The sequence below is a fragment of the Inquilinus sp. Marseille-Q2685 genome (assembly GCF_916619195.1).
GTDB lineage: Bacteria > Pseudomonadota > Alphaproteobacteria > DSM-16000 > Inquilinaceae > Inquilinus.
Genome location: NZ_CAKAKL010000002.1, coordinates 1,545,575 through 1,558,557 on the forward strand (window position 1 = coordinate 1,545,575; position 12,983 = coordinate 1,558,557).

Below are 12,983 nucleotides of genomic sequence, written 5' to 3' on the forward strand. Positions count from 1 at the left end.
CGATGGTCCAGCCCTGGCCGCGTTATCAATGGCCGGAAGGCCGCGACAGCGCCTTCTGCTTCACCGTCGATGTCGATGCGGATTCGCCTTATCTGTGGCAGCAGCGGGCGCCAGAGGCGACGCGCTCGCTGGGGCAGCTGGAGCAGCGGCGCTTCGGGCCGCGGCTGGGGATCTGGCGGCTGTTGGACCTGCTGGACCGCTTCGGCGTCAAGGGCAGCTTCTTCGTGCCGGGGGCGGTGGCCGAGGCCAATCCCGAGCTGCTGCCCGCCTTCCTGCAGCGCGGCCACGAGATTGGGCTGCACGGCTATTTCCACGAGATCGTGGCGCAGAGCAGCGATGCCGAGTTCACCGGCGCGCTGGAGGCCTCGATCGAGGTGTTCCGGCGCCAGACCGGCGCGGTGCCGAGGGGCTTCCGGTCGCCGGCCTGGGAGATGACCCCGCACATGCTGGCGGAGATCCGCCGGCACGGCTTCTGGGACAGCTCGCTGATGGGCGCCGACCACCCCTATGAGATCGACGGCGTGGTCGAGGTGCCGGTGCAATGGGCGATCGACGACGCGGTGTTCTTCAAGTTCTCCGGCGGCGGCACCGACCAGTGGCCGCCCGAGGCGCCGGGGCCGATCCTGGAGGGCTGGCTGGACGAGTGGGAAGGGCTGCGCCGCCTGAACGGCCTGTTCATGCTGACGGTCCATGACTGGATCTCCGGCCGGGCCCAGCGGCTGCGGCTGCTGGAGCGCCTCCTGGAACGGATCACCGCCGCGCCCGGCGTCTGGATCGCCACGGTCGGCGAGGTCGCGGCGTATCACGCCGGGTCGGCCAATGCCGGGAGGTTCGTCGCCGCGTCGGACATCCCCGGCCCGGTCGAACCGCGCCGCTTCGGGCGCACGGCATGACTGTGAGCGGGCGCAGGACCGAGATCCGCAGCCGCCACGGCCTGGTTGCGGCCCAGCATCGTTATGCTGCGGAAGCCGGCGCGGCGGTGCTGGCCCGCGGCGGCAACGCCATGGACGCGGCGGTGGGGGCGGCGCTGGGGCTGAGCGTGGTCGAGCCCCGGCTGTCCGGCATCGGCGGCGGCGGCTTCCTGCTGCATGCCGATGGCTCGAGCGGCACGGGCTCCGCGCTGGACTTCAACGTCCGGGCGCCCGCGGCGCTGGACCCGGCCGACTATCCGCTGGCGGGGGCCGACACCGGCAACTGGTTCCAGTGGCCGTCGGTGACCGAGGACCGCAACCTGATCGGCGGCCCCTCGATCTGTGTTCCCGGCGCCATCGCCGGCTTGGCCGCGGCGCTGGAACGCTTCGGCAGCATCGGCTGGGCCGAGGCGCTGGCGCCCGCCATCGAGCATGCCGAGCGCGGGCTGGAGATCGACTGGTACGCCGCCTTCTGCCTGTCGATCGAGGCCACGGCCCTGGCCCGCTTCGCCCCCACCGCCGAGTTGCTGCTGGAGAACGGCCAGGCACCGAAGGCGGCGGAAGGGAAATACCGCCCGATGCCGGCCAAGGCCCGAATGCTGCGGCGCCTGGCGCGGGAAGGCGCCCGCGAGTTCTACGAGGGCGGAACCGCGCGGGACCTGGCCGCCGACCTGGCCGACGCCGGGTCCCGCATCACCGCCGCCGACTTGGCCGCCTATCAACCGCGCTGGGCCGAGCCGCTGCGCGGCGCCTATCGCGGCCGCGACGTCTGGGCCATGCCGGGGCTGAGCGGCGGCCCCAGCCTGCTGGCGGCGCTGGAGCTGCTGGCCCCTCGCACGTCCTGGGGCGACCGGCCGGATGCGCGGGCGGCCCTGGCCTATGCCCGCGCGGCGCGCGAGGCCTACCGCCCCCGCCTGACCGGCATGGGCCATGCCGGCCTCGCCCGCGCCCCCGGCTGCACCAGCCATATCAGCATCGTCGATGCGCAGGGCAACTTCGTCTCGCTGACCAACACGCTGCTGTCCCGCTTCGGCTCCAAGGTGGTGCTGTCGCGCGCCGGCATCCTGATGAACAACGGCATGATGTGGTTCGACCCGCGGCCGGGCCAGCCGAACTCCATGGCGCCGGGCGCCCAGCCGCTGGCGAATATGTGCCCGCTGATCCTGGGCCGCGACGGCCGGCCGGACCTGGCCATCGGCGCCGCCGGCGGCCGGTCGATCTTCCCGGCGTTGCTGCAGCTGATCTCCTACGTCGTCGATTACGGCATGTCGCTGGAGGCGGCCTTCCACACCCCGCGCGTCGACGCCAGTACGCCCACGATCAAAGTGAACGCGGCCGCGGCGCCGGACGTCGCCGCCACGGTGGCGCGCGACTTCCCGGTGCAGATCGTCGAGGACACGCTGTACCCGGTGAACTTCGCCATCGCCTCCGCCGCCGCGCGCGACCCGGCGACCGGCGAGACGGTCGGCATGGCGCACCCGACCAGCCCCTGGTCCGGCGTGGCGGTCGGAGGGCCGGCCGATGCCTGAGGCCCCCCTTCTCGCCATCGACGGACTGCGGGTCGCGATCGGCGGCCGGTCCGTGGTCGACGGGGTGTCGCTGTCGATCGGCCGCGGCGAGGTGCTGGCCCTGGTCGGCGAAAGCGGCTGCGGCAAGAGCCTGACGGCCCTGTCGGTGCTGCGCCTGCTGCCGGCCGCCGCCCGCATCGCCGGCGGCGCCGTCGCCATGGACGGGATCGACCTGCTGGGGCTGAACGAGGCGGCGCTGCGCGCCCTGCGCGGCAACCGGGTGTCGGTGATCTTCCAGGAGCCGGTGGCGTCGCTGAACCCGCTGGTCCGGGTCGGCGACCAGGTGGCGGAGAGCCTGCGGCTGCATCGCGGCGCCCCGGCCGCCGAGGCCCGCAGCGAGGCCGTCGCCATGCTGGCGCGGGTCGGCATCGCCGATCCGGAGCGGCGGGCCGGGCAGTTCCCGTTCGAGCTGTCCGGCGGCATGTGCCAGCGGGTGATGATCGCCTCGGCCCTGATCTGCCGGCCGGAGATCCTGATCGCCGACGAGCCGACCACGGCGCTGGACGTCACCATCCAGGCGCAGATCCTGGACCTGCTGAAGACCCTGCGGGCCGAGGCCGGCAGCGCCATCCTACTGATCACCCACGACATGGGCGTGGTCGCCGACATGGCCGACCGGGTGGCGGTGATGTATGGCGGCACGGTGGTCGAGAGCGGGCCGGTCGACGCGATCTTCGACGCCCCCGCCCATCCCTACACCAAGCTGCTGCTGGCGACGGTGCCGCGCCTCGACGGCCCGCGGCGGCAGGAGCTGAAGACCATCGCCGGCGCGGTGCCGGACGCGGCGCACTGGCCGCAGGGCTGCCGCTTCCGCACCCGCTGCCCGCTGGCCGACGCGCGCTGCGCCGAAGCGCCGCCGCTGGAATCGGTACGCCGCGGCAGCATGAGGGGAGAGGTCGGTGCCGCCCCCTCACCCGAAATCGCCGGCGCGATTTCGACCTCTCCCCGAGGGAGAGGTCAACTGCCCCTCTCCCTCGGGGAGAGGGAGGGGCCCGGCGCGCAGCGACGGGAGGGTGAGGGGGAACAGGCCCCTCCATCGCGAGCTGACTCAGCAACGGATCATCTGGCCGCTTGCTGGCACAGCGACCGCGTCGCGGGGCTGGCATGACCGGCGCGCCGCTGCTCTCCGTCCGCGACCTGGCGGTGCATTTCCCGGTCCGCGGCGGCGCTGCCAAGGGCGCGGTCAAGGCGGTGGACGGCGTCTCGCTGGAGCTCGAGGCCGGCCGCACCCTGGCGCTGGTCGGCGAGAGCGGCTGCGGCAAGTCGACCACCGGCTATGCCATCCTGGGGCTGGAGCGGGCGACGCGCGGCACCGTGGCCTTCGAGGGCCGCGACGTCACCCACGCCGCCCCAGCCGAGCGCCGCGCCCTGGCCGGCGCCATGCAGATCGTGTTCCAGGACCCGAGCGCGGCGCTGGACCCGAAGATGCGGATCGGCGCCAGCATCGCCGAGCCGCTGGCGATCCGCGGCACGCCCGGCGCCGAGCGCCGCCGAAGGGTGGCGGAGCTGCTGGACCTGGTCGGCCTGCCCGAATCCTACGCGCAGCGCTATCCGAACGAGCTGTCGGGCGGGCAGCGCCAGCGGGTGGTGATCGCCCGCGCCCTGGCGCTGTCGCCGAAGCTGCTGGTCTGCGACGAGCCGGTCTCGGCGCTCGACGTCTCGATCCGCTCGCAGATCCTGAACCTGCTGGTGCGGCTGCAGGATCAGTTGGGCCTCGCCTATCTCTTCATCAGCCACGACCTGTCGGTGGTGCGCCACATCGCCGACCGGGTGGCGGTGATGTATCTCGGCACCATCGTCGAGCAGGGCGACACCGACGCCGTCTTCGCGGCGCCGCGCCACCCCTATACCGAGGCGCTGCTGTCGGCGATCCCGCTGCCCGACCCGCGAGCGCAGCGGCAGCGCCGCAAGATCATCCTGTCCGGCGACCTGCCGAGCCCGCTGGCGGCGCCCGCCGGCTGCCCCTTCGTCAGCCGCTGCCCGATCCGGGTCGAGGACTGCGCCGCCATCCGCCCGGCGCTGCGACCGGCCGAAGGCGGCACCGAGGCCGCCTGCCTGGTGCGGGCGGGATAAGCCCTCCGGGAAATCTTATCGGGCGATAAGAAAAACCCGTTAGACGGGACCGCCCGCCTGTCCCAGCGTATCCCTGCCGCCGGCGATCGACCGGCGCCCGCAGACCGCCCGAGACGGCGGCCGCCACGGCACAAACAGGGACACGACCATGACACTCGCCTCCTGCGCGCGATCCCTTTGCCTCGCCTCCATCTTGGCCGTCGCCGCGACCGCGGCCGATGCCGCCCAGATCACCGTGATGGGTTATCGCGGCGAGTTCCAGGAGAACTATACCAAGGCGGTGATCGAGCCGTTCCAGGCCGCCCATCCGGACATCACCGTGACCTATTACGGCGTGCAGAACGCGGCCACAGCGCTGGGGCTGATGCGGGCGCAGAAGGACGCGCCGCAGGTCGACGCCGTGATCTTCGACCTGTCTGTCGCCAAGATCGCCCGGGACGAAGGGCTGATCGCCGAGGGCGACCCGGCGCGGCTGACCAACCTGGCCCGGCTCGGCGATCTCGGCCGCGACCTCGGCGCCTTCGCGCCGCCGATCACCTACGACACGCTGGCGCTGCTGTACAACGCCGAGGCGTTCCCGACGGCGCCGACCAGCTGGACCGCACTGTGGGACAAGGCGCAGGCCGGCAAGGTCATCGTCCCGGCCCAGGGCGGCGGCGATATCCAGGCGATCGCCTTGACCCTGATCGCCAACCGCATGGCCGGGGCCGAAGACTACCGCCAGGGCGTCGATGCCGGCGTCGAGAAGCTGGTCGAGATGGCCCCCCTGATCCAGACCTGGGAGCCGAAGCCGGACGCCTACACCCTGGTCGCCAACGGCACGGCCACCCTCGCCATCGGCTGGAACGCGCGCAGCCAGTTCTACGCCGACCAGACCGAGGGCCGGCTGGGCTCCGTCGCGCCGGCGGAGGGCACCATCACCCAGGTCAACGTGATCAGCCTGATCGCCAACTCGCCGAACCGCGAGGCGGCCGAGACCTTCATGGACTACGCGCTGGGGGCCGAGGCGCAGAAGCGCTTCTCCGAGGCGATGTTCTACGCCCCCTCGAACAAGGACACGGCGATCCCGCCCGAGACCGGCAGGCGCATCCCGCTGCTCGATCCGGCACAGAAGGCGAAGCTGGTGCCGATCGACTGGATGACCATCGGCGACATGCGGGAATCGATCCTGGCCCCCTGGCGGCGCCAGATCATTCCGGCCAGCCGCTAGAGACCGTTTGTAAACGCTACTGGCGCGGCCGTCTGACGGCGGTCTCTCCGCTTCCGGTGCTCACGCACCAATGTGCGCTGCGCTCCGGTTCTCGAAACCACCGCCAGCCGACTCACGCCAGCGCATTTCCAAACGGTCTCTAACCCCTCCCATCCACCAGCCTCGGGAAGTCCCATGCAGGCGATGCTGACCGCCCCCGCCCCCGTCCTCGACCGTGCCGAGCCGGCACCCGATCCCTCCGCCGGCTTCCTGCGGCTGGAGGGCGTGACCAAGCGCTATGCCGGATTCACCGCCGTCTCCGACCTCTGGCTCGAGGTCAGCCGCGGCAAGCTGCTGGGCCTGCTCGGCCCCTCCGGCTGCGGCAAGACCACGGCGCTGCGCATGATCGCCGGGCTGCTGCCGGTGACCGACGGTCGGATCGTGGTGGCCGGCGACGACATCACCCAGCGCCCGCCGCACCGGCGCGACATCGGCCTGGTGTTCCAGAACTATGCCCTGTTCCCGCACATGACCGTGGCCGAGAACGTCGCCTTCGGCCTGGAGATGCGCCGCGTCGGCAAGGCCGAGGCGCGCGAGCGGGTGGAGCAGGCGCTGGAGATGGTGCGGCTGCCCGGCTACGGCCCGCGCAAGCCGAAGGAGATGTCGGGCGGCCAGCAGCAGCGCATCGCCCTGGCCCGGGCGCTGGTGATCCGCCCCCGCATCCTGCTGCTGGACGAGCCGCTGTCCAACCTCGACGCCAAGCTGCGCGACGAGATGCGGATCGAGATCCGCGAGATCCAGCAGCGGCTGTCGATCACCACCGTCTTCGTCACCCACGACCAGGTCGAGGCGCTGACCATGTGCGACGTGGTCGGCGTCATGTCCGGCGGGCGGCTGGCGCAGCTGGGCACGCCGGAGGACATCTACGAGCGGCCGGCGTCGCGCTTCGTGGCCGAGTTCGTCGGCCGCACCAACACCCTGCCCTGCGAGCTACTGGACCGCCGCCGGCTGCGGCTGGGCGGCGCCGTCTACCGCTGCGCCGCGACCGAGCAGTCGCCCGGCGCCGCCTGGGCGACGGTGCGGCCGCACCGGATCAGCCTGACGCCGCATCGCGACCAGGCGCTGCTGAGCACCGCCACCAACGGCGCCCCCGGCCGGGTGCTGCGCGTCACCTATATCGGCGACCTGGTGCAGTACGACATCGACATCGGCGGCCCGGTGCTGAAGGTCGAGGCGCCCACCGCCGGTCATGGGGCCGCCCACCGGCCGGGCGACCGGCTGATGTGCGAATGGTCGCCCGACGACATGCTGGTCTTCCCGGGCTGAGCCATGACCGCCGTCTCCGCCGACCTCGCCCCGGCCGCCCCGTCCCGCTCCCGCCGCGGCCGCTTCGCCCTGATCGCCGCCGCCCTGCTGGCGCCGATGGCGCTGATCAACCTCGTCGCCTTCGTCTTCCCGGTGCTGCGGCTGGCCCAGATCTCGTTCCAGGAAAGCCGCAGCAGCGGCGTCCTGACTGACGTCTACAGCTTCCGCAACTATCTCGGCTTCTTCACCGACAGCTTCAATCTCAGCCTGATCGCGAACTCGCTGGCGATGAGCTTCGCCGTGACCCTGGCGACGCTGGCCTGCGCCTATCCGATCGCGATGTTCCTGCACCGGGCGCCCGCCCATTGGCGGAACATCCTGTTCGTGATCACGGTGTCGCCGCTGCTGGTCAGCAGCGTCGTCCGCACTTATGGCTGGATGGTGCTGCTGGGCGACCAGGGGCTGGTGAACAGGGCGCTGCTGTCGCTCGGCCTGGTCCAGTCGCCGCTGCGCCTGGTCAACAACATGACCGGCGTCTTCATCGGCCTGGTCGAGATCCTGATGCCGTACATGGCGCTGTCGCTGATGGCAGGGTTCGGCCGGCTGGAGGCGAGCTATGAGGAGGCTGCGGCCTCGCTCGGCGCCGGCCCCTTCACCCGGTTCCGCCGCATCGTTCTGCCGCTGACCCTGCCCGGGATCGCGCTGGGCTGCCTGCTGTGCTTCGTGCTGGCCATCAGCTCCTTCATCACCCCGAAGCTGCTGGGCGGCGGCCGGGTCTTCCTGCTGGCGACCGAGATCTACGACCAGGCGGTGATCCAGCTGCAATGGCCGATGGCGGCGACGATCTCGGTGATCGTTCTGATCATCTTCGGCTGCGCCCTCGCCGCCTATGCCCGCATCGTCCGGCGCTTCGACTGAAGGAGGGAACCGCCATGGTCGGAACCACGACTCTGCCCTTCAGGCTGCTGGTGCTGCTGCTCTACGCCTTCCTGCTGGCGCCGATCCTGATCGTCGTGCCGCTGTCCTTCAGCAACGACGCCTATCTCACCTTCCCGCCCTCGGCCTGGGGCACGCGCTGGTACGCGGCGCTGGTCCAGAACAAGGTGATGATCCGGGCCTTCTGGGTCAGCCTCGGCATAGCGGCGCTGGTCACCGCCCTGTCGCTGGCGGCCGGCATCCCCGCCGCCTACGCCATCCGGCGCTTCCGGTTCCGCGGCAGCGAGGCGCTGATGAGCCTGTTCACAGCGCCGCTCTTGCTGCCCTCGATCGTGCTGGGGCTGGCGATCCTGCTGGTCTTCGTCGACCTGCGCCTGCTCAGCACCTATCCCGGGCTGGTGGCGGCGCATCTGATCGTCACCACGCCCTATGTGATCCGGATCATGGCGACGGCGCTGGCCACCCTGCCGCCGGCGGTGGAAGACGCGGCCGCGACGCTGGGCGCCGCGCCCCTCACCGTGTTCCGCCGGATCACCCTGCCGCTGATGATGCCGGGCCTGGTCGCCAGCGCCGCCCTGGCCTTCCTGATCTCCTTCGACGAGGTGGTGATCTCGCTGTTCGTCACCGGCCCCGGCATCACCACCCTGCCGGTCGCGATGTTCAACTACGTCGAGAGCCGGACCGACCCGATGATCGCCGCCGTCTCGGTCGTCCTCGTCGCCGCCACGCTCCTCATCATCATCCTGGTCGAGCGCTCGCTCGGCCTGTCGAAAGCGATGGGCAAGTGACCCTCGCTCCCGCTGCCATGGAGTCTCCGTCGAACATGGATCGTCTGGCCCTCTGGATGTCGCATCCGCACTTCTCCTACGTGGAGATGGCGCATCTCTGCGGCTTCCGCACCCTCGTCATCGATGTCGAGCACGGCACCTTCGACCTGCCGGACCTCGACCGCTTCCTGGCTTTCACCAAGGCCAAGGGCATCTCGGTCCTGGCCAAGGTGCTGGCGCCGACCACGGAGGCGATCCAGCAGGTGCTCGACTTCGGCGCCGACGGCGTCGTCATCCCGCACCTCCTCGGGGTCGAGCACACCAGGGCGGTGACCGCCGCCGCGAAGTTCCCGATGCGCGGCATCCGCAGCTATTCCGGCGGCCGGCCGGCCGGATATGCCCGTCCGAGCAGCGCCTATTTCGACGAGGAGAACCGGCGCACCCGCTGCTACGCCATGATCGAGACCGCCGAGAGCCTGGCCGAGGTCGAAGGCATCCTGGGCCTCGACACGGTCGACGGGCTGTTCCCCGGCCCGTCCGACCTGGCGCTGGCGCGCGGCCGCGGCGCCTATGAATTCGGCGAATCCGACCGCGCCGACCTGGCCCGCTGCGCCCGTGCCGCGCGCGCCGCCGGCAAGCCCTGGATCATGCCCGCCTGGACCGCGGCGGAGCGCACATTCGCCCTGGCCGAGGGGGCGGCCCAGCTGGTGGTCGCGACCCAGACCATGGTCGTCCGCCAGGGCTTGGCCGGGACGCTCGATGCGCTGAAGCGCGAAGCCGTGCTCGCCGCCTGACCCCTTCCCTTCCTTCGGAGCCTTGCCATGAAGATCAGCCTGATCCAGACCAACCCGCAGACCGACCGGGCCGAGAATCTCGGCAACACCAAGGTGCTGATGGAGCAAGCCATCCAGACCGACAAGCCGGACCTGCTGGTGCTGCCGGAATATTTCGAGCTCTATGGCGGCGGCATCGCCGACAAGGTGGCGGCGGCCGAGCCGGCGCCGGGCGGCGCCGCCTATGCCATGGCGCAGGGCGTGGCCAAGGCCAACCGCGTCTGGGTCCATGCCGGCAGCATGATGGAGCGCATCCCGGGCGAGAACCGGATCTACAACACCACGGTCGTGTTCGACCGCGACGGGCGCGAGGCCGCGCGCTACCGCAAGATCCACCTGTTCGACATCGTCGCGCCGGACGGCACCGCCTATCGGGAATCGGCGACGGTGCGGCCGGGCGAGGACGTCGTCCTTTATGACCTCGAGGGGCTGAAGGTCGGCTGCGCCATCTGCTACGACGTCCGCTTCGCCGAGCTGTTCCTGGCGCTGGCGAAGCAGGGCGCCGACGTCATCGTGCTGCCCGCCGCCTTCACCCTGCAGACCGGCAAGGACCATTGGGAGGTGCTGGCCCGCGCCCGGGCGATCGAGACCCAGGCCTATGTCGCCGCCTGCGGCCAATGGGGGGCCTATGTCGCGAACGGCGAGAAGCGCCACACCTACGGCCATTCGCTGGTCTGCGACCCCTGGGGCCATGTCGTCGCCCGCGCCTCGGACGGCGTCGGCTTCGTCACCGCCCGGATCGACCCGGAGCAGATCCGCCGGGCTCGCACATCGATCCCGATGAGCGACCACCGCCGCCTGGCCTGCGCGTGAGGATGCCGATGTACACGATCAACGACATGCCGGCGCCGGTGCCGCCGGCCCATCTCGACCTGCTGTCCGGCGTCGAGACCGCGACCGTCGGCCACTGGCGCCTGTTCGGCTTCATGCATCACGGCATCCAGCCGCTGCTGCGCGGCAAGCGCGTGGTCGGCACCGCCGTCACCGTCGCCATCCCAGGGCCGGATTCGACCCTGCTGCACCATGCCACCGGCCTGCTGCGGCCAGGCGACATCCTGGTCGTCGACCGGCTCGGCGACGACCGCCACGCCTGCTGGGGCGGCGGCGTCACCGTGGCGGCCAAGGCGGCGGGCGCGGTCGCCGGCATCGTCGACGGCCCCTGCACCGACCTGGCGGAGATCGAGGACTCCGACTTCCCGATCTGGGCCCGCGGCATCTCGCCGATCACCACCCGGCTCTACGATCTCGGCGGCGGCCTCAACATCCCGGTCGCCTGCGGCGGCGTGGTGGTGATGCCCGGCGATGCCATCCTGGCCGACGACAGCGGCGTGCTGGTGCTGCCGCGGGCGGAGGTCGAGGCGGTGGCGCGTGAGGCGCTGCGGCGGCAGGAGACGGGGCGCGAGCGCGAGCTGACGGTCAAGCACGGCGCCAAGCTGGGCGAGGTATCGGGGGCCAGCCGCAAGGTGCTCGCCCGCGGCGCGGCCTGACACGGCCCTTTACGCGGGGCTCGCCGGCGCCCTCAATCAGGGTCCCTGCAGATCCTGGCCGGGGCGCCGCCGACCCGCCATGAACATACGCTTCCTCGAGACCGCGATCTGGCTGTCGCGCCTGCGCAGTTTCCGGGCCACGGCCGAGCGCCTGAACATCACCCAGGCCGCGATCTCCAGCCGGGTCGCGGCGATGGAGCAGGAGCTGGGCTTCAAGCTGTTCGAGCGCGACGCCCGCGACGTGCGCCTGACCGCCGAGGGCCAGACCTTCGTCGACGGCGCGCAGGAGATCGTGGCGCGGTACCGCGAGCTGGTCTGCAGCCTGGATCCGACCTCGGCGATCAAGGGCGCGGTGCGGATCGGCCTGGTGCCGAGCATGGCCCTGACCCTCCTGCCCGACATCGCCGGCACGCTGCGCCGGCAATTCCCCAACGTCCGCTTCTCGGTCACCACCGACGCCTCCCACACCATCCTGCAGAAGCTGTCGGACCGGGAGATCGACGTGGCGCTGGTCATCCGGCCGGACAAGGCGGACGGCCTCAAGATCCTCGACCTCTGCACCTACGGGATGTTCTGGATCTCCGGCCCCACCCTGCTGCCCCGCCCGGCCGATGAGACGCTGGGGCCCGAGGACATCGCCGCCCATGCCATCATCTCCTACGAACCCGGGGCGCATAACCATGCCCGGCTGCTGGACTATCTCGCCGGGGCCGGCGACCCGGTGCTGCACTACTCCAACTCGCTGTCGACCACGGTCAGCATGACCATCGCCGGCATCGGCATCGCCGTGCTGCCGCCGGTGGTGATCCAGCGCGAGCTGCGCGAGGGCATCCTGCACGTGCTCAAGGTGCACCCGCCCTTCCCCGCCACCCGCTATGCCGCTGTGCATCTCGACCCGCCGATGTCGCGCCTGCCGTCGCTGGTCGCCGCCATCGCCCGCGACGCGGCCGCCGCCTTCTGCTGCCTCTACGACGCCTCGCTCGCGCATCAGGGCTGAACGCTCCCGCCCCAGCCCGAATCCCGGTACGGTCGGCACTCTCGGCGGCAGAGGGCTGGATCTCATGGAACAGGATCGTCTCTACCAGGATCCGGACCTGGCCGATTTCTACGACGTCGAGAACGCCTGGTCCGCGGACCGGGATAGCTGCCGGTCGCTGGCCGAGGGGTGCGCTTCGGTTCTCGACCTCGGCTGCGGCACCGGCTGGCTGGCCGCGACGCTGGCGGCCGAGGCGGAGCGCACGGTGTTCGGCGTCGACCCCGCCGGCGCCATGCTGGACATCGCCCGGGCGCGCCCCGGCGGCAACCGGGTGACCTGGGTCCAGGGCGACGGCCGCAGCGTCCGGCTGGGCCGTCGCTTCGACCTGGTGGTGCTGACCGGCCATGCCTTCCAGGTGTTCCTGACGCCCGGGGACCAGCTGGAGGCGTTGCGCACCATCGCGGCGCATCTGGCGCCGGACGGGCGGTTCATCTTCGACAGCCGAAACCCGGCGATCGAGGAATGGCGGGAGTGGACGCCGGAGGCATCGGCCCGCCGGATCGACCATCCCCGCTTCGGCGCCGTGGACGCCTGGAACGATGTCGAGCACGATCCGGACACGGGCATCGTGACCTACGGCACCTATTACCGCATCGTCGCCGACGGCCGCCTGCTGTCCTCGCGCTCGCGCATCGCCTTTCCGCCCCGCGCGCAGCTCGAGGCCCTGATCGGCGAAGCCGGGCTGGCGATCGACACCTGGCTGGGCGACTGGACGGGCGCCCCCTGGACGCCGGGCTCCCGCGATCACATCCCGCTGGGACGGCTGCCGCGGAGCTGAGGCGCCTCTACTCTCACGCGAATGCTGTTGACCGAAACGCCGCCATCCCCCCTGATTGAGGGGGGATCGAGGGGGATTTTCGCTTTATTGATCTGAATTG

At 71.3% G+C, this 12,983-nt stretch carries 13 protein-coding genes; all 13 read left to right on the forward strand.

What is annotated here, in order from left to right:
* Window positions 1–2: 2 nt before the first annotated feature.
* The 13 genes from LG391_RS16435 (at window position 3) to LG391_RS16495 (ending at window position 12,883) form a co-directional block, all read left to right on the forward strand.
* The gene (locus LG391_RS16435; protein WP_225769076.1) at window positions 3–893 is read left to right on the forward strand and encodes a polysaccharide deacetylase family protein; all 891 of its coding nucleotides are present in this window, start codon (window positions 3–5) and stop codon (window positions 891–893) included.
* A complete protein-coding gene (locus LG391_RS16440; RefSeq protein ID WP_225769077.1) occupies window positions 890–2,440 on the forward strand; it encodes a gamma-glutamyltransferase in 1,551 nt (516 codons plus the stop codon). Before LG391_RS16435 ends, LG391_RS16440 begins: the two co-directional genes overlap by 4 nt.
* Window positions 2,433–3,587, forward strand: coding sequence for an ABC transporter ATP-binding protein (locus tag LG391_RS16445; protein ID WP_225769078.1), 1,155 nt, complete (start codon window positions 2,433–2,435; stop codon window positions 3,585–3,587). Before LG391_RS16440 ends, LG391_RS16445 begins: the two co-directional genes overlap by 8 nt.
* Window positions 3,584–4,552: an ABC transporter ATP-binding protein gene (locus LG391_RS16450; protein ID WP_225769079.1), complete on the forward strand. Its 969-nt coding sequence runs from the start codon at window positions 3,584–3,586 to the stop codon at window positions 4,550–4,552. Before LG391_RS16445 ends, LG391_RS16450 begins: the two co-directional genes overlap by 4 nt.
* A 148-nt stretch (window positions 4,553–4,700) precedes the next feature.
* Window positions 4,701–5,762: an extracellular solute-binding protein gene (locus LG391_RS16455; RefSeq protein ID WP_225769080.1), complete on the forward strand. Its 1,062-nt coding sequence runs from the start codon at window positions 4,701–4,703 to the stop codon at window positions 5,760–5,762.
* A 174-nt stretch (window positions 5,763–5,936) separates the two neighbouring features.
* Entirely contained in the window at window positions 5,937–7,067 is a 1,131-nt protein-coding gene (locus LG391_RS16460) for an ABC transporter ATP-binding protein (RefSeq protein WP_225769081.1), read from the forward strand.
* Window positions 7,068–7,070: 3 nt separating this feature from the next.
* Entirely contained in the window at window positions 7,071–7,964 is an 894-nt protein-coding gene (locus LG391_RS16465) for an ABC transporter permease (RefSeq protein ID WP_225769082.1), read from the forward strand.
* Between the two features lie 14 nt (window positions 7,965–7,978).
* Window positions 7,979–8,770 (forward strand): ABC transporter permease, encoded by a 792-nt coding sequence (locus LG391_RS16470; protein ID WP_225769083.1) that lies wholly within the window; start codon window positions 7,979–7,981, stop codon window positions 8,768–8,770.
* Window positions 8,771–8,805: 35 nt separating this feature from the next.
* Complete coding sequence (locus LG391_RS16475; RefSeq protein ID WP_225769084.1) at window positions 8,806–9,543, forward strand: aldolase/citrate lyase family protein; 738 nt, start codon at window positions 8,806–8,808, stop codon at window positions 9,541–9,543.
* 27 nt (window positions 9,544–9,570) lie between these two features.
* Window positions 9,571–10,395, forward strand: a complete 825-nt coding sequence (locus LG391_RS16480) for a carbon-nitrogen hydrolase family protein (protein WP_225769085.1) — start codon at window positions 9,571–9,573, stop codon at window positions 10,393–10,395.
* 8 nt (window positions 10,396–10,403) lie between these two features.
* Window positions 10,404–11,069 (forward strand): RraA family protein, encoded by a 666-nt coding sequence (locus tag LG391_RS16485; RefSeq protein ID WP_225769086.1) that lies wholly within the window; start codon window positions 10,404–10,406, stop codon window positions 11,067–11,069.
* A gap of 79 nt (window positions 11,070–11,148) precedes the next feature.
* On the forward strand, window positions 11,149–12,066 hold the full coding sequence (locus tag LG391_RS16490; RefSeq protein WP_225769087.1) for a LysR family transcriptional regulator: 918 nt from the start codon (window positions 11,149–11,151) through the stop codon (window positions 12,064–12,066).
* A 64-nt stretch (window positions 12,067–12,130) separates the two neighbouring features.
* Window positions 12,131–12,883: a class I SAM-dependent methyltransferase gene (locus LG391_RS16495; protein WP_225769088.1), complete on the forward strand. Its 753-nt coding sequence runs from the start codon at window positions 12,131–12,133 to the stop codon at window positions 12,881–12,883.
* The last annotated feature ends 100 nt before the right edge of the window (window positions 12,884–12,983 follow it).